General features: G+C 75.8%; 11 protein-coding genes. 7 read left to right on the top strand and 4 right to left on the bottom strand.

Annotation, left to right across the window (positions count from 1 at the left end; translation table 11 throughout):
- Nucleotides 1-111 precede the first annotated feature (111 nt).
- Both A2U95_RS29990 and A2U95_RS29985 read right to left on the bottom strand, forming a co-directional pair.
- Nucleotides 112-1,617 carry a serine hydrolase domain-containing protein gene (locus tag A2U95_RS29990; RefSeq protein ID WP_240958377.1) on the bottom strand — a complete coding sequence of 502 codons (1,506 nt, stop codon included), beginning with the start codon at nt 1,615-1,617 and terminating at the stop codon, nt 112-114.
- A 986-nt stretch (nt 1,618-2,603) separates the two neighbouring features.
- On the bottom strand, nt 2,604-3,407 hold the full coding sequence (locus tag A2U95_RS29985) for a cyclase family protein (RefSeq protein ID WP_166028828.1): 804 nt from the start codon (nt 3,405-3,407) through the stop codon (nt 2,604-2,606).
- Between the two features lie 688 nt (nt 3,408-4,095).
- Here A2U95_RS29985 and A2U95_RS29980 point away from each other — a divergent pair.
- From A2U95_RS29980 to A2U95_RS29970, 3 genes are read left to right on the top strand one after another with little or no spacing between them, the layout of a single operon-like run.
- Complete coding sequence (locus A2U95_RS29980; protein ID WP_166028826.1) at nt 4,096-4,980, top strand: ABC transporter ATP-binding protein; 885 nt, start codon at nt 4,096-4,098, stop codon at nt 4,978-4,980.
- Complete coding sequence (locus A2U95_RS29975) at nt 4,977-5,969, top strand: ABC transporter substrate-binding protein (RefSeq protein ID WP_166028824.1); 993 nt, start codon at nt 4,977-4,979, stop codon at nt 5,967-5,969. Before A2U95_RS29980 ends, A2U95_RS29975 begins: the two co-directional genes overlap by 4 nt.
- A 4-nt stretch (nt 5,970-5,973) precedes the next feature.
- Entirely contained in the window at nt 5,974-8,025 is a 2,052-nt protein-coding gene (locus tag A2U95_RS29970) for an iron ABC transporter permease (protein ID WP_166028822.1), read from the top strand.
- 214 nt (nt 8,026-8,239) lie between these two features.
- Here the strand turns inward: A2U95_RS29970 and A2U95_RS29965 are convergent, their stop codons facing one another.
- Nucleotides 8,240-9,307, bottom strand: coding sequence for an ABC transporter permease (locus A2U95_RS29965; RefSeq protein ID WP_166028820.1), 1,068 nt, complete (start codon nt 9,305-9,307; stop codon nt 8,240-8,242).
- Nucleotides 9,308-9,583: 276 nt separating this feature from the next.
- On the opposite strand from A2U95_RS29965, the gene A2U95_RS29960 reads away from it, so the two are divergent.
- Nucleotides 9,584-9,916: a glyoxalase superfamily protein gene (locus A2U95_RS29960; protein WP_166028818.1), complete on the top strand. Its 333-nt coding sequence runs from the start codon at nt 9,584-9,586 to the stop codon at nt 9,914-9,916.
- Nucleotides 9,917-9,923: 7 nt separating this feature from the next.
- On the opposite strand, the gene A2U95_RS29955 is transcribed toward A2U95_RS29960, so the two are convergent.
- A complete protein-coding gene (locus A2U95_RS29955) occupies nt 9,924-11,135 on the bottom strand; it encodes a PP2C family protein-serine/threonine phosphatase (RefSeq protein WP_166028801.1) in 1,212 nt (403 codons plus the stop codon).
- Between the two features lie 629 nt (nt 11,136-11,764).
- Here A2U95_RS29955 and A2U95_RS29950 point away from each other — a divergent pair.
- The 3 genes from A2U95_RS29950 to A2U95_RS29940 form a co-directional block, all read left to right on the top strand.
- On the top strand, nt 11,765-13,108 hold the full coding sequence (locus tag A2U95_RS29950) for a DUF5933 domain-containing protein (RefSeq protein WP_240958375.1): 1,344 nt from the start codon (nt 11,765-11,767) through the stop codon (nt 13,106-13,108).
- Nucleotides 13,109-13,407: 299 nt separating this feature from the next.
- Entirely contained in the window at nt 13,408-14,739 is a 1,332-nt protein-coding gene (locus A2U95_RS29945) for an MFS transporter (RefSeq protein ID WP_166028799.1), read from the top strand.
- A gap of 458 nt (nt 14,740-15,197) precedes the next feature.
- Nucleotides 15,198-16,927, top strand: a 1,730-nt coding sequence (locus A2U95_RS29940; protein WP_240958379.1) for an ATP-binding cassette domain-containing protein, incomplete at its 3' end; no start/stop codon positions are given.

Raw genomic sequence — 16,927 nt, 5'->3', positions numbered from 1 at the left:
GGCACGGCCGGACCACGCGGCGTGGCCGCGTTCGGAATGTGGGGAGGGTGCTGCGGGGGACGCCGGGTGCTGCCGCGGGGACGGCGGGTGCTACGGCGGGGACGGCGGGTGCTACCGCGGGGACGGCGGAGCGTCCTGGGGCCTGCCGGTGCGCGCGGGCCTCGCGGACGCGGCCGTCGCGGTCTCCGGCGGCACGCAGGAGGCGGGCCCGCGGACGTGGTGACGGGCCTGCACGCGTGCGATCTTCGCGGCGGCGCCGGTCCCCGGCGCTTCCGCGCCGGGCGGCCGGGCGGCGGGGACGCCCGGGCCGGAGGCGTCCGCCGTACGGAGGTCCGCCTCCTGGTCCCGCACCCGGCGGGCGGCGCGTCCGGAGATCTGCACCCGGTCGACGACCCCGGTCAGGGGGTCGCGGTGGAAGCGTCCTCCGGGTTCGCGACGGCCGCTCGCCGGGTCGACCAGGTCGAAGTGGAGGTCGGAATGGCACACCAGCGGCAGCGGCAGGTCGCCGTCGACGGAGAGGAACGGGCTGCCGGAGTCGTCCAGGCCCACCCGGTACTCCATGGTGCCGTTGCGGTAGACGCCGGCGCATCCGGGCTGCATCGGGACGCGGTCCCGGCCAAGGACCGGACGCGCCGAGGCGGGCACCGCGAGGCCGGTGAGCGCGCTCAGCTCCTCGGCGAGGTCGCGCCACATGGCCGTCGCGGAGCTCGCGTTGCCGGTGAACGCGACGACCACACCGCTCTCGGGTTCGGCACGCAGGTGGCAGGAGGTGCCCTGGGCGTTGCCGTCGTGACCGCACCACCAGCGGTCCTCGCCCCGGAACAGGGCGGCGCCGGCGCCCCAGGCGTCGGCCAGGGCGCCGGGCTGCGCACCGGGCGCGGGCCGGCGCATCCACGCGGCGACGGCGGGCGGCAGTGCGGTGGAGTGGCCGGCGAGCGCCCGGCCGAGGGTCATCAGGTCGAGGGCGCCGGCGAGGAGGGCGCCGGCCGGCGCCTCGACGGGGGCGAGGTTCTGCGCGACGGGCAGCGGGCGGCCGGAGGCGGTGTTGCGGGCGTGGCCGGCGGCGACGGGCCGGCCGGGCGCGGGGCCGCCGAGGAAGGCGGGGTGTATGCCGAGCGGCTCGAGCAGGAGCGCCTGTATCGCCTCCCGCCAGGTCATGCCGGTGACCTCTTCGATCAGCCGCCCGGCCGCCACGTATCCGGCGTTGGAGTAGGAGAAGCCGGTGCCGGGTGCGAACAGGATGTCGCGCGGGGAGCAGACCGAGGCGAGGTGGCGGGCCGCGGTGAGTCCGGCGGCCGTGTCGGAGTCCGGGCCGGTCGGCAGCCCGGAGGTGTGGCTGAGCAGGTGACGTACGGTCACCTCCGGTAAGGAGCGCAGCTCCGGCAGCGACACGGCGGCGGGCTCGTCGAGTTCGAGGTCACCGTCCTCGGCGAGGAGCAGGACGACGGCGGCCGTGCACAGCTTGGTCACCGAGCCGGTCGGCACGGCGGTGTCCTCGGTGAAGGGTGCGCCCGTCGCGACGTCGGCGGTGCCGGTGTGGACGCTGATCACCTGGGTGCCGGTGTGCAGCGCCAGCTGCGCGCCCGGCACGCGGTGGGCGCGGGCGAGTTCGTCCATTCGGCCTTGGAGCGAGCGGTGGCCTAGGGACGGTCGCCCTTCGGCGACCGGTATGGGGAGCACGTGCGGCATGGAACGGAGCCTCCTGGGAACTGGTGCTCTGGTGCTCTGGCGACGTGACAGACCGACCGGACCGGGGACGGATCCGGCTGGCAGGGGGACGTTGCGTCGCACGTTCGGAACGTTCGTGCGTGAGGCCGACCCGGTGGGGCCGGCCGCCTGGGCCGAGAGAGAGACTAAGCACAACCACCGCGTTGTGTCTGCTAACTAGTGATTCTGGGCCATACACATCCAGACACCTACGTCCCCGCGCAAAGCACCCCCAGGGCTTCACGGAAAGTAACCTCGGGTGTCCCCTCGCGCCGCCGGGCCGAAAGCAGGCCACGAAAGGCGGCCTCGGCCACGCGCACGGGGCCGGGAGCGCTCCGCCCCGGCCGAAAGCCGCCCCGCCGGAACGCTCGTGGTGGTTCTGCGGTGCAGGTGGGAGACGTGTGGGGCTCGAGTGGCCGTCCGGTGCCGGACGGTTCCCCGGTGTCCGCCCGGTGCCGGACCGGCCGCCCGGCGAGCCGGGCGGGCCGACGGCGAAGGCGCTCTTTCGGCCGCCGCGGACGCCGCGAGGAGGCGGCCGGGATCAACGGGCGCACCGGTCACGGACCCGTTCCCCGCCCCACCGGCCCTTCACCGATGGGCCGGATTCGCTCGCCCCCGACGGGCGCGACAGGCCCTCCGGCGTGCCCGGAGGGGTCGATGGGCCCCGGAGAACCGGCCGGAAGCACCGGACGCCTCTTCCCGCCGTTGCGAAAATGGCCGACTCGTTTCGGATGCGGCGCCGCGCCCGGCCGAGGCCGGACGTTCACCGCACCGGAAGCGCGGCTTCCGGCTCTCCGCGCCCCAACCCCCCTTCCGCGCCCGCGCGTTGCCGCCCTCGCCCGCCCCCGGTCGGGCACGCCTCCCGGCGGCGCGGGCCGCCGGAGGGCGTGCGGGCGTCACCGCGCGCCGGCGGGGACCAGGGCGAGCACCCGGCACGGGGAACCCGAGCCGCCGACGATCGGCAGCGGCGCGGCGATCACCACCGCGCCGGTCGCCGGGAGCCGGTCCAGCCGGCGCAGCTGGGTCAGCCCGTACTTGCCCGCGCCGAGGAGCAGGGAGTGGCAGGGGTACGGCGGCTCCAGTTCCGCCGCGTGGCCCGCGTCGGTGCCGACGGTCTCCACGCCCAGGCCCAGGATGCCGGTCTCCTCGGCCAGGTAGCGGGCCGCGGCCGGGGTGAGACCCGGTGTCCGGGGGCCTCCCTCCCCGGCGTTGGCGAACGCCTCCGGGTCGTCGGCGTACCGGGACCAGCCGGTGCGGTACAGCAGCCAGCCGTTCTCCGGCAGGGCCCCGTGCTCCTCCTGCCAGGCCAGCAGGTCGGGGACGTCGAGCAGGTAGGACGGGTCGGCCTCGGTCTGCGCCGTCCGGTCGACGACCGCCGCGGGGCCGGCCAGCCGCTGGGCCGGCACCCGGGAGACGTCGTCCAGGTCCTTGCCGGTGATCCAGTGGTTGGGCGCGTCGAAATGGGTGCCGGTGTGCTCGCCGGTGCGGAAGTTGTTCCAGTACCAGCCGGGGCCCCGGTCGTCGAAGCGGCTGATCTCCTCCAGCGCGAAGCGGGCCGTCTGCCCGAACGGCTCCGGCAGTCGCAGGACCGGGGTGCCGGCGTGCAGGGGGGAGGTCAGGTCGACGACCTCGATCGCGCCCGCGGCCAGTTGTCCGGCCACCGCGGCCAGACCGGCCGCGGCGCTGGTGACGTCGCTCATGGGGATCCTTCCTGCTTCGGGGCGAGGGGGTGACGCCGGGCGGGACGACGCCGGGCGCGGCCTGCCGGAGCCTCCCGCCGGGGACCCTCCGCGCGCGGCGGAGCGGACTCGCGGCGGAGCGGACTCGCGCCGCACGGACCGCCTTCCCAGGGTCGCCGCACACCCCCGCCGACGGCTCCTGCCCACGCCGGTGCACGGGACAAGGGGGCCACGATGGCGGAACGGCCCTTCGCCGCCCGCCCGGCCGTTCACTCCGACGCGGCGCCCCGGCCCCGGGGCGGCCATGGCGCACCCGGTCGCTCCCCCGCGCACCGGCGTACGCCCATCGGCGCGCGGCGTACCGTTCGAGCGCCCGGCGGCGGGGCCGGCGCGCGCCGGCGTCCGGGGCCCGCCCCTCCAGGGCTCGCGGCCGTGACGACCCTGACGGCCCGGCGGCCGTGGACGTCGCCGGACGCCGGTCCGGATCTCACCTTCCGCGATTCCCGCCCACCGCCGGGGACCGGGCGCCGGGCCGCGGGCCGACGCCACGGCGCGCGCTCCGGACGTCATCGGGCCCTCGCCGTAGGGGAGTTGGACCCGGCACCCCGCAACCGCGGCGTGCCTGACCGCGTCGCCCCGGCCACCGCCGTGGCAGGCGATACCGAACCGCAATCCGAAGCACCCATTAGGTTAGGCTAACCTCAGTGCCGTGAGAGCCGAAGAGACCTCCCCGGTCACACCCCCGCGCGGGCACCGACTCACGGCGACGGACGTCACCGTGGTCTACGACGGCACCCCCGTCGTCCACCAGGCCGACGTGACCCTGCGGCCGGGCGAGGTGACCGTCCTGGTGGGGCCCAACGGCAGCGGCAAGTCCACGCTGCTGCGCACCATGGCCCGCCTCCAGCAGGCGCGCGGCGGCGCCCTCACCCTCGCCGACGAGCACGCCGGCGAGCAGGTGGAGACCGACGCCCTCGCCCTGTCGGCACGCGAGTTCTCCCGCCGGGTGGCCCTGCTGACGCAGGCGCGCCCCACGCCGACCGGGCTCACCGTCCGCGACGTCGTCGAGTTCGGCCGCTACCCGTACCGCGGCCGCTGGGGCAAGGCCGACCCGGGCGGCGCCGCCGCCGTGGACCGGGCGCTGGCGCTCACCGGCACCACCGCGCTCGCCGACCGCGGCGCCGAGCACCTCTCCGGCGGCCAGCTGCAGCGCGTCTGGCTGGCCGGCTGCCTGGCCCAGGAGACCGGCGTACTGCTGCTCGACGAGCCCACCACCTACCTGGACCTGCGCTACCAGGTCGAACTCCTGGACCTGATGCGCGACCTGGCGGACGACCACGGCATCGCCGTCGGCGTCGTCCTCCACGACCTCGACCAGACCGCCGCCGTCGCCGACCGGGTCGTGCTGCTGCACGACGGCCGGATCGTCGCCGACGGGGAGCCGGCCGAGGTCCTCACCCCGGACCGGCTGACCGCGACCTACGGCATCCGCATCGAGGTCGACACCGATCCCCTCACCGGCCACCTGCGCACCCGCGCGGTGGGCCGGCACCACACCCGCACCGCGCCCGAAAGGCTCATCCCCTCCTCATGAAGCGCCACCTCCTCGCCGCGGCCACGGCCGCCGTCGCCGCCCTCTCCCTCAGCGCCTGCGGCACCACCGAGCCCGCCGCCGACGCCAAGGACACCAAGCCGTCCGGGGCCATCACCCTCACCGACGCCTCCGGCGCCGAGGTGAAGCTCGACGGCCCGGCGACCAAGGTCGTCGGCACCGAGTGGAACGTCGTCGAGAGCCTGCTCTCGCTCGGCGTCGAGCCGGCCGGCGTCGCCGACGTCAAGGGCTACGAGCTGTGGAACACGGCCGTCCCGCTCAAGGGCGAGCCCAAGGACATCGGCACCCGCGGCGAGCCCAGCATGGACACCGTCGCCTCCCTGGCGCCCGACCTGATCGTCGCCACCACCGACCTGCCGGAGGCCGCGGTCAAGCAGCTCCGCGACGTCGCCCCGGTCCTCCAGGTCCGCTCCGCCGACGGCGCCGGCCAGATCGACCTGATGCTGGACAACCTCGACCTCATCGCCAAGGCCACCGGCACCGAGGACAAGGCCGGGCAGGCGCGCGAGCAGTTCGACGCCAAGCTCGCCGAGGGCAGGAAGGCGCTGGACGAGGCCGGCCTGGCCGGCGACGGCATAGCCTTCACCGACGGCTACGTGACGTCCAACCAGGTCTCCGTGCGCCCCTACACCGGCACCTCCCTCATCGGCGAGGTCAACACCGAGCTGGGCCTGAAGAACGCCTGGAAGATGAAGGGCGACGAGTCCTACGGCCTGGCCGCCACCGACGTCGAGGGCCTCACCAAGCTCCCCGAGGACACCCACTTCGCCTACATCGGCAGCGACGGCGACGAGAACAGCACCCCGTTCGCCGAGGGCGGCGTCCTCGAGGACAACGCGGTCTGGAAGTCGCTGCCGTTCGTCGAGTCCGGCGACGTGCACCGCCTCGACGACGGCATCTGGATGTTCGGCGGCCCGGGCTCGATGGAGGCGTACGTCGACTCCCTCGTCCAGGCGCTGACGAAGAAGTAACGCCATGGCCGTCACCGCACACAGAACAGCCATCCCGGCCGCCGCCGCGGTGACGGCCGCACTGGCCCTGCTGGTCGCCGTCCTCGCGTCCGTCGACGTCACCCAGGGCACCGCGGCGGCGGGCGCTCCCGAGCTGTGGAAGGCGCTCACCGGCGAAGCCGACCCCGGCGACGCCTCCGTGGTGATCGCCTCGCGCCTGCCGCGCATGGCGGCCGGCCTGCTGGTCGGCGCCGTGCTCGGCATGGCGGGCCTCGCCCTCCAGGCCGTCAGCCGCAACGTGCTCGCCTCCCCGGACACCCTGGCCGTCAACGCCGGCTCCTACCTGGCGCTCGGCGTGGCCGCCGTCACCGGCGTCTCCCTCCCGCTGCTCGCCTCCTCCGGGATCGCCTTCGTCGGCGGCCTCGCCGCCGCGGCGGTCGTCCTGTCGCTGTCGGGGCTCGGCGCGGGCACCGTCCGCCTGGTCCTCGCCGGCAGTGCCCTGACACTGGGTCTGACCGCGGTCACCCAGGCCCTGCTGCTGCTCTTCCCCGAACAGACCGAGGGCCTCTACGCCTGGAACCAGGGGTCCATCGCCCAGAACGGCTTCGACGGCGTCGTGCAGATGCTGCCGATCGCCGCCGTCGGCCTCACCGGACTGCTGCTGACGGCGCGGCGGGTCGACGCGCTCTCGCTCGGCGACGACGCCGCCCGCGGCCTCGGCGTCGACGTCCGCGCCACCCGGGTCACCGTGGTGGTGCTGGCCTCCATGCTGTCCGCGGCCGCCGTCACCCTCGCCGGGCCGATCGGCTTCGTCGGCCTGTGCGCCCCGGCGCTGGTGCGGCCGCTGGCCCGCCGGGTGCGCGCCTTCACCCGGCTGCGCGCGGCCGTGCCGCTCGCCGGGCTCACCGGCGCCGCCCTGGTCCTCGGTTCGGACGTGGCGCTGCGCGCCGTGGTCCCCGGCGACCTCTCCGTCGCGGTGCCGACCGGCGTGGTCACCAGCCTCGTCGGCGCGGTGTTCCTGGTCGTGACGGCGACCAGGCTGCGCGACACCGCCGAGTCCGCCGCGCCCGACCGCCTGCGGCCGCGCGGCCGGCGGGTCTTCGTCACGGTGCTGGCGGTACTGGCGGTGCTGCTGGTGGGCGTAGTCGTCGCCGCCGTACTGCTGGGCGACACCAAGCTGCTCCTCGGCGACGTCGCCAACTGGGCGCAGGGCAGGGCCGGCCGTGCCGTCTCGTTCGTCCTCGACACCCGTGTCCCGCGGGTGGGCACCGCGCTGCTGGCGGGAGGGTCGCTCGCGCTGGCCGGCACGCTGGTGCAGGCCGTCACCCGCAACCCGCTCGCGGAGCCCGCCGTGCTGGGCGTCTCGAACGGCGCCGCGCTGGGCGCGGTGCTGCTGGTGACGTCGGTGCCGCTCGCCGGATCCTGGAGCGTGGCCGGAGCCGCGTTCGCGGGCGCGGCGGCGGCCTCGGTGGTGGTCTTCGGGCTCGCCGCCAAGGGGGGCTTCCGGCAGAACCGGCTGGTCCTGGTCGGCATGGGCGTGGCCACGGCGGCGACCTCGCTGATCAGCCTGATCATCGTCCTCACCGACCCGTACAACGCGACCAAGGCGCTGACGTGGCTCTCCGGCTCCACCTACGGGCGCACCTTCCCGGACCTGGTGCCGCCGGCCGTCGTGCTGGCCCTGGGCGTCGCCGTGGCCGCCGCCCGGCGCACGGAGCTGGACCTGGTCTCGCTGGACGAGGACACGCCCCGGCTGCTGGGCATCGGCCTCTCCCGCGAACGCCTGGCGCTGCTGGTGCTGAGCGTGCTGCTGAGCGCGACGGCGGTGGCGGCGGCGGGCACCATCGGCTTCGTCGGCCTGGTCGCCCCGCACGCCGCCCGCGCCCTGGTCGGCCGCCGCCACGCCCGCGTCGTGCCGGTCGCCGTCCTGCTCGGCGCGGTGCTGGTCTGCGCCGCCGACCTCCTCGGCCGCACGGTCATCGCCCCCGCCCAGCTGGGCGCCGGCCTGATGACCGCGCTGATCGGCACGCCGTACTTCCTGTGGCTGCTGGTGCGCAGCCGGGCGGGCCGGGGCTGAGGCTGTCCGGCCGTTCCCGTCGTCGCCCGGAGGGCGGCCGCGTGGCGTCAGGCGCGTGCGTGGCGTCGCGCGGCGGACGGGGACGGCCGGGCGGCCCCGGTGGAGCGCCTCCCGGGGCCGGCGCCGGGGCGGCGGGCGGTCTCCGCGGCGGGCACGAACTCGCCCTCCCGCGCCCGGCGGGCGTCGGCACCGGGGCCGGGAGGCCGCCCCGGGGTCACGTCCGGCGCATCCCGCTCTCCTCCGTCCCGTCGTTCTCCTCGCTCCCGCGGCGGCCGAGCCGCAGGACCGGGAGGAGCAGCGTCAGCAGGGTCCCGCCCAGCGCCCACGCGCCGAGGACGAGCAGCGGCCCGATGACGGCCCGGGCGTCGAAGTAGGCGATCGACCGCGCCGTCCAGGTGCCCGCGCCGGGGATGAGGGCGGGGCCGATGCCCCGCCAGAACGGCGGCAGCAGCGGATAGGGGTACGCGCCGCCCGCGCTCGGGTTGCCGGCGATGACGACCACCAGGACCGTGAGCCCGATGCCGACGATGCCCAGCGCCGCCTGGAAGGCGAAGGTGATCGCTCCGGTCGCGAACACGACCAGCGCCCCCAGCCACCACAGGCCCGCCACGCTGCCCGGCAGCGCGCCCAGCACCGGGCCGATCACCACCGCGCCCAGCAGACCGAGCAGGACCGAGTACACGGCGAGCGCCAGCAGGCGGATCACCGCCCGGCGGAGGTTGGCCGGCCGGGCGCCGTAGCCCACGGCCAGGATGGCGGCGCACAGGTAGCCGCCCACGCACCAGCCGACGACCAGGTAGAACGAGGACAGTCCGCGCGCGTCGCCCCGCCGGACGGGGACGACGTCGACGGTGCGCACCTGCCGCCCCTGCCGGGCCTCGGCCCGGACGACGACCTCCTCCAGCGCCTCCGCCACCGGGGCGCCGCCGCCGCTGGCGACGAGCAGCCGGCCGGCGGGGGCCCCGGGGTCGACGACGAGCGCGCCGTAGATCTCCCGGTCCGCGATCTGCCGCCGCGCCTCCTCGGCGGAGGCGACCGGCCGTGCGTCGAGGGGGGACCCGGGCAGCGCGTCCAGCCGTGCCGCCAGGGGGCCGCCGCGCTGCGCGGCGACGACGCCGAACGCGATGTCCCTCGGCTTCGGCGCGTGGAAGGCGCCCGCGTAGGAGGCGATGAACAGCACGCCGAGCACCAGCACGCCCAGGACGAGCAGCGCGGACCGCGGCCGGACCGCGTCCTTGACCTCCGCGGCGAACGTGGGCCTGGCAGGCGCTCCGGTGTGCATGGTCCCCAGCCTGGCCATCCGGCCGTCACTTCGCAGGCCGGGTCCGCCGGGCGGGGGAACGGACGGATCCGTCCGGGGCGCCACGGGCCGCCGGGCCCCGGCCCCGCCCACGTGTGTCCGGGCGAAAGGCGCCCTCCTGCCGGACGGTGTGCGCACCGCTATCCGCGTGCTCCCGCTCCCCCCGGGCCGCACGCCCTCACGCGCCTCGCGCCCCTCTCCCCCGCCGCCGTGCCGGAGGCCGTCCCGCCGGGGGCGGCGGTCTGCGACGATGGCTCCGTGGACGAAGAGGTCATCCCCGTTCTCCGCGTCGAGGACGCCGCCGCGGCGGTCGCCTGGTACGAGCGGCTGGGCTTCACCGAGCAGTGGGAGCACCGCTTCGCGCCGGGGCTTCCCGCCTTCGTCGAGGTCGCCCGGGGCGGGGTGCGGTTGTTCCTCTCGGAGCACGAGGGCGACGCCCGGCCCGGCACCCTGGTCCACCTCCGCGTCCGCGACGTCGACGCCGTCGCCTCCGAGTTCGGTGTGCGACCGGAGGACCTCCCGTGGGCGCGCGAGATCGAGCTGCGCGACCCGGACGGCAACCGGCTGCGGATCGGCACGCCGACGCGGTGACCGGGCGTCAGTCCGCCGGGAGGAGCGGCGGCTGCCATTCGATCAGCAGGATCGTGGCGTCGTCGCTCAGCTTGTTGCCGTGGTGGTCGACGATGTCGTGCATGAGCAGCCGCAGGATCTCGGCGGGCCGCTGACCGGCCGCCGCGGACCGGATGATGAAGTCGGTGAACCGGCCGAGGCCGAACTCGTCACCGCCACGACGGGCCTCGGTGACCCCGTCCGTGTAGAGCAGCACGCGGTCGCCGGGTTCCAGGACCACCTCGTGCACCTCGCGTCCGGCGCCGTCGCCGAGCAGGGAGCGCAGCCCCATGGGCGGCTGCGGCGGCCGCTCCAGCGCCTTGTCGAGCACGCGCCGGCCGCGGATCAGCAGGGGCGCGGGGTGGCCGCAGTTGCACCAGCGCAGCACACCGGTGTCGACGTCCAGCCGGCACACCAGTCCGGTGCAGAACTGCTCCGGGAGCCACAGGGAGAGGGCCCGGTCGACCGTGTCGACCATTTCGTCCAGGTCGGCGCGGGAGCGGCGGGCGTTGCGGCAGCAGGCCATGGCCACGGCGGTGGTCAGGCCGGACGCGAGGTCGTGACCCATGGAGTCGAAGATGCCGGCGTGGAGCGTGTTGCCGGTCAGCGAGTGGTCGAAGGCGTCACCGCCGAGCTCGTAGGCGGGCTCCAGGACTCCGGTGGAGATCACCGACCTGGTGCCGATGCTGCGGGGCGGCAGGAAGGCGCGGAGCATCTCGGTGTGCGCGTGCATGGTGCGGACGCGGGTGCGGGCCACGAACCCGTCGCTGTACGTCCTCTTGCTGGTGACCACCAGGGCCAGTGTGTGGGCCGGCAGCCGGCAGCGCCGCAACCGGACGGCGTCCATGGTGCGGGACCGCACTCCCAGCACCCCGACCCTCTCGGCGCCGTCGACCAGGGGCAGCCACACCCTCAGGTCGTCCTCCTCGTCGTCGATGCGCACGGACACGGTGCGGTAGGCCCAGCCGGCCGTGCTGCCCTCCACCGGCAGCGTCCGCGCCCGGTCGTCGAGGGGGATCAGCACCCGTTGCTGCAGGTCGACCAGGTGGATGGTCGCGCCGTCCAGCCCGAGCGACCGCGCGCAGCGGTCCACCACCCGCGGCAACCGGTAGGGCACGCTCGCGTGCAGCTCGGCGAGCAACTCCTCCAGCACCCGCTCGTCCAGGCCGCCGGCGGCCGCACGGTCGTGCCCCTCGGTCATGACATCACCTCCGTCCCACTCTCACACCGGGCGCCCTCCCGGCCCGGCAGCCGGGCCCGGGGGGAGGGCGCCGTCCCCCCGGTGGAGCAGGCGGCCGCGCCGACCGCCGCCGGGCCCCGTCCGCTCCAGGACCGGCCCGGCCGGGCGCCCGCACCGGCCTCCGTGCGCGGCCCTCCCCGCCCGCACCGGTGCCCGCCGGACCCCGGGCACGCACGCCCAGGAGCCCTGGGCGAAGCTATTGACCTGTACGGATGTGCCGTGTTTCGCTCGGCGCGAGGTCCTGGGGAGCGTCGCCGCCGGCCACGGTCGTGCGCTCCGAGGGGCACCAACGGCACGGACGGCGTGCGGGGCCGAAACGAGGGGCGTGGGGTGTTCAGGGGCTCGGGGGGACCCGCCGGGGTCGCGGGTGGGACGGCCTCGCCGCGCGGGCGGACGTGCCGGGCGGGCCCGCCCCGCCCACGGCCGCCGCACGGTGGCCGCCCGGTGACGACCGATCCGCCCCGGCGTGAGCCGTACACAGCGAAGCTGGCAGAGAAGTGACGAACACACCCGCGCAGGACCTCCTCCGGACGAGCGCGACGAGGACGACCCCCACCGGACGGCCCGGGCCGCGGAGGTGGCTCTGGGGCGTGACCGCCGTCGTGGCGCTCGGGTTCATGGTCCTGCTGGAGTTCGCCGCGCGTCACCACGGCGTACCGGGGCCGATCACCAACCAGGCGCGGGAGGTGGTGCTCCCCCCGGACTCGGGCGGCCTGCTGTACGCCGCCATGGCGTTGACGATGGTGGTCCTCACCTGGAGGGAACGTTTCCTCGCCGTGGGCACGGCGATCGGGGTCGACGTCCTGTTCCTGGCGGTCCGGTGGGCGGCCGACGCCGAGCCGTCCGACGGCCACCCCTTCGGCATCGGCGCCCTGTGGGTGGTCCTCGGCTGCGCGGTCGTCGCCGTCACCCGCCGCACCGGACGGGAGCGCGTCCTGCTGCTGAAGGGCGTCGGGCTGGGCCTGCTGCTGGTGGCCGGCCGCAAGACCGGTGACACCTGGCTGCTCATCACCGCCAAGACCCGCCCGATGGTGCTCGACCCGTACCTGGCCGCCGCCGACCACGCCCTCGGCGACCCGTCCTGGCTGGCCGGCCGCCTGGTGACGGCCACCGGCCCCCTCGGCTTCCACGTCCTCGACTTCGTCTACGGCAACCTCGCGGTGGCCGCGGTCGTCGTCGCGCTGTACCAGCTGCGCCGGGTGGGCGCCGAACGCCGCTTCCCGCGCCACCACCTGGTCCGCACGTTCCTGGTGATAGGCCTCCTCGGACCGGCCTGCTACATGGTCTTCCCGGTGGTCGGGCCGCTCTACGCCTACGGCACGGGCAACGAGTACTGGGCGTCGGTCAGCCTGTGGGCGCCGGACACGCCGGCCACCACGCCCTGGGCCCTGGCCGACCTGTGGCCGCGGACGCCGCCGCCGGCCGACGCCCCGGCGCCCATGCCGTTCGACGGGATCACCCCGCGCAACTGCATGCCCAGCCTGCACACGGCATGGGCGACGGCGATCTTCATACACTCCCGCACGGGCCCGCGGCTGCTGCGTCACGCGGGAACGTTCTGGCTGGTCTCCACGGTCTGCGCGACGCTCGGGTTCGGCTACCACTACGGGGTGGACCTCCTCGCCGGCGTGGTGTTCACGCTCACCCTCGAGGCGGCGCTGCGCACGCACGACCGCGGCCGGCCCCGGCCGGGGATCCGGCTGGTCGTCCACGGCGCCTCGGTCTTCGTCGCTCTGCTGGTGTCGTACCGTCTGCTCCCCGTGCCGATGGCGGAGCACCCGTGGATCGCCGGGCCGCTCCTCGTCCTGGCGACGGCCTCGGTGGTCCACCACTACGTGCGGACCACGGCGCGGTGGTCCGGGCCCGCCGCGCCGCCCCCGCGTCCCGAGCCCGTCCCCCGGCAGCGGCCCGCCCCGCGGGCGGAAGCCGTCTGAACGGCGCCCGCCCGCCGGCGCGTCCGCCGGGCCCCGGCCGGTCCTCCCCGGGGGAAAACGGCTGTCGGTCCGCGGCGCCGCCCACTACTGTCGGGTGACGGACGGGCCGGGAGGAACGGGGAGACGGCCGGTCGTCCGGGCGCGCGTCGACGCCGTGGGCCGTCGTCGGCCCGTCATCGCGTGCCGCCCCTGGCCCGAGGCGCGGCGGGCCCTTCCCCGCACCGCCGCACCGCCGCACCGCCGCACGCCCCGTCGCGCGCCGCGCGGCGGCCTCGTTCCCGGCAGCCCGAGGGGTCCTGGTGCCGTCCTGTTCCTCCACCGCGTCCGGCGCGTCCGGCCCCGGCCTGTGGCGGGACGCCGGCTTCCGCAGGCTCTGGGCGGGCCAGACCGCCTCACAACTGGGCGAGCACACGGCCCTCGTGGTGCTGCCGCTGGTCGCCGTCCTGACGCTCGGCGCCGAGGCCGGCGAGCTGGGGTTCCTCCGCGCGGTGGGGCAGGCCCCGGTCCTGTTGCTGGCGCTGTTCGTCGGCGCCTGGGTGGACCGGTGGCGGACCCGCACGGTGATGGTGCTGGCCGATGCCGGCCGGGCGGTGGTGCTGGGCGCGGCCGCGGTGGCCGGGGTCCTCGGGATGCCGGGCCTGCCGGCCCTGCTCGTGGTCGCGTTCACGGTCGGGGCCCTGTCCGTGTTCTTCGACGTCGCCTATCAGGCGTCCCTGGTGCGGCTGGTGGGGCGCGACCGGCTGCTGGCGGGCAACAGCGCGCTGGAGGGCAGCCGGTCCGCGGCCCAGATCGGCGGCCCCGCCCTCGGCGGCGCGCTGGTGTCCCTGCTGTCCGCGGCGGCCGCCGTGGCGTCCGGCGCCCTGTTCTTCGTGCTGTCGTTCCTGTCGATCCGGCGGATCGGCGGCCGCGAGGCGGTGCCCGGGCGTGCGGAGGGCCCCTCCCGGATGTGGCGGCGGATCCTGGAAGGCCTCCGCTTCGTCGCCGGTGATCCCGCGTTGCGGGCCGTGGCGCTCGCCTCGGCCGCCTTCCAGTTCTCCCTGGCGGCCACCATGACCGTCTACCTGCTCTTCCTGCCCCGGGAACTCCACCTGCCGGGCACCGCCGTCGGGCTGGCGCTCGCGGCGACGGGACCGGGCGCGCTCCTGGGCTCGCTGCTCGCCGCCCGTCTGCCCGGCCGCCTCGGCCACGGCGTGGTGCTCGTGTCCGCGGCGGCCCTCGGCGACGGGGTGATGCTGTGCGTGCCCGCGCTGCACGGCTCCGCCGCCGTGACGCTCCCCGCGCTGGTGGCGGTCAACTTCGTGTTCGGAGCCCTCGGTCAGCTCGTCAACGTCACGGTCATGGCCGTCCGGCAGGCGCTCACCCCGGACGGCCTGCAGGCCCGCGTGGCGGCGACGATCACCTTCGTGGGCATGGGCCTCACCCCGCTCGGTTCCCTGACCGGCGGCCTCCTCGCCCAGGACCGGGGGCTGCGCACCGGTCTGCTGGTGGCGGCGGCCGGCATGCTGCTGTCCCCCGCGCTGATGGCGCTGTCCCCGCTCGCCCGCCTGGGCCGGACCCTGCCGGCCCGGCGGGACGCGCCGCCTGCCGCCGGACGCCGGGGCGGCGGGCAGCCCGGCGGCGGGGCGGTGTGACCGGCCGCCGCGGCTTTTCTCCACGCGTCTTCGGCCCGCCCGCATGACCGCCCTGGCCGGTGCCCGGGGCCACCCGTCGCGCCGCGCTTCATGCTGTTATATGACTTTCAGATGAGGTGATCGTTCGGTCGTCCCTTGCGCCCCACGGGCCACCGCGTCGGCGTTTCGGCCACGCCCCGGCTCCGCCGGGCCCCCTCCGCCCTGCGCAGGCGTCCTCCGCCCCTTGTGCCGTACGGGGTCCGGCTCGTCCGAAATCGAGCGCGTTCGATTCGCCCGCCGCGTCGTTGTGCCGTGCACCACCGCACCACCGCACTCCGAGGAGGAGCGAGTTGACCGCACAGGAAGCAGCACCGCCGCCGGCCTCTCCGTCCGGTCCGCCCCCTCCGCCTCCCCCGGCGGAGATCACCTACCAGGGGCACTACTCCGTCAACCCGCTGGCCCAGGTCTCCTTCCGGCGCATGTGCGCGCAGATCCCCCGGGTGCTGGGCAGGATCGGCCGCCTGTGCCGGCGGACGGATCCGCGGGCCGTGCGGCTGCTGGTCGGCTGCCAGGTGGTGACGGGCGTGTCCGCCGCGGTCCTGCTGGCCGCGACGGCCCGGGCCATGGGCCCGCTGCTGGGCGGCGGGGCGGTCGCCGACCGGCTGCGGGGCGCGCTGCCCGCTCTGCTGGTGGTGGCCCTGGCCGCCGCCCTGACACGCGTCTCCGGCGCCGTGGCGGTCTACGCGGAACGGCGGATCACCCCCGTGCTGACCACCGCGACGGACACCACGCTGGTGGAGGCGGTGTGCCGGGTCGAGGCCTCCGCCTACGCCGTGGACGGTTTCTCCGACCGTCAGGAGGCGGCCGAGATGGGGGTGGTGCGCACCCAGGTCATGATCGGCGACGCGCAGCGGTTGCTGTCGGCGCTGATCCGGATGGTGACGGCCGGCGGCGTGCTGTCGGTCCTCGATCCGCTCATGCTGCCGCTGCTCCTGCTCGCCGTGCTGCCCGCCGGAGTGGGCGCGGTGCTCACCGCCCGGGTGGACTACGAGATCCACTACGCCAACATCGCCGACCGCAACATCCGCAGCATGATGCGCTGGTGGGTGACGACGCCGAGGTGCGGCGACGAGGTGCGGGCCAACTCGATGACCGACTACCTCGTCTTCTGGTACCGGACGCTGTCGCAGCGCTGCGACCGGCGGACCCTGGCGGCCGCTCCCCGCACGCTGCGGATCTCCCTGTTCTCCGCGCTCGTCTCGGGCGTCTTCCTGGTCGTCGCCTGGGGAGCCCTGGCCTGGCTGGCCGCGTCGGGGAGGATCGAGCTCGCCGTCGCCGCCACCGCCGTCGTCGCCGTGCAGACGACCCTGGCCGCCCTCTCGCAGGTCGTGGTCAACGGCGCCGCCGTCTTCCACACCAGCCTCTACCTGGGCGACATGCAGACCTTCCTCGACGACGCGGCCGCCCGCGCCCCCCGGCGCGGCGGGCACGTCCTGACCGCCCCGGTCGAGGAGATCCGGGTGGAGGAGGCCGTCTACCGGTACCCGGGCAAGGACCGGCCCGCCGTGGACGGCGTGTCACTGACCCTGCGCCGCGGTGAGATCCTCGCCGTCGTCGGGGCCAACGGCTCCGGCAAGTCCACCCTGATCCGCCTGCTCACCGGCATCCACCTGCCCGACAAGGGCAGGGTCACCTGGAACGGCACCGACCTCGCCGGCACCGACCCGGCCACCGTGTGGGCCAACACCGGGCTGGTGCCGCAGATCTTCGCCCAGTGGCCGCTGCGGGTCCGCGAGAACATCACCCTCGGCCAGCCCCGCACCCACGACGACGGGCCGGTCTGGGAGGCCGTCGACGCGGTGGGCCTGCGCGAGGCCGTGGACGACCTGCCCGCGGGGCTCGACACCCTCCTGGCCCGCGACACGTTCGGCGGGGCGGAACTGTCCGGCGGCCAGTGGCAGCGCGTCGCCTGTTCCCGGGCCCTCTACCGCAGGCCCGCCCTGCTCATCCTGGACGAGCCGACCTCCCAGATGGACCCGCGCGGCGAGCACCGGATCTTCGAACGCATCAAGGCCATCGCCGCCGACCGCATCACCGTCGTGGTCACCCACCGTCTGGAGAACACGAGGATCGCCGACCACATCGTCGTCATGGAACACGGCCGCATCACCGAACAGGGCCGCTACGACGACCTCGTCCACGCCGGCGG

It is taken from the genome of Streptomyces chilikensis (genome assembly GCF_001642695.1).
GTDB classification, from domain to species: domain Bacteria; phylum Actinomycetota; class Actinomycetes; order Streptomycetales; family Streptomycetaceae; genus Streptomyces; species Streptomyces chilikensis.
This window is presented reverse-complemented; position numbering and strand designations above follow the sequence as displayed.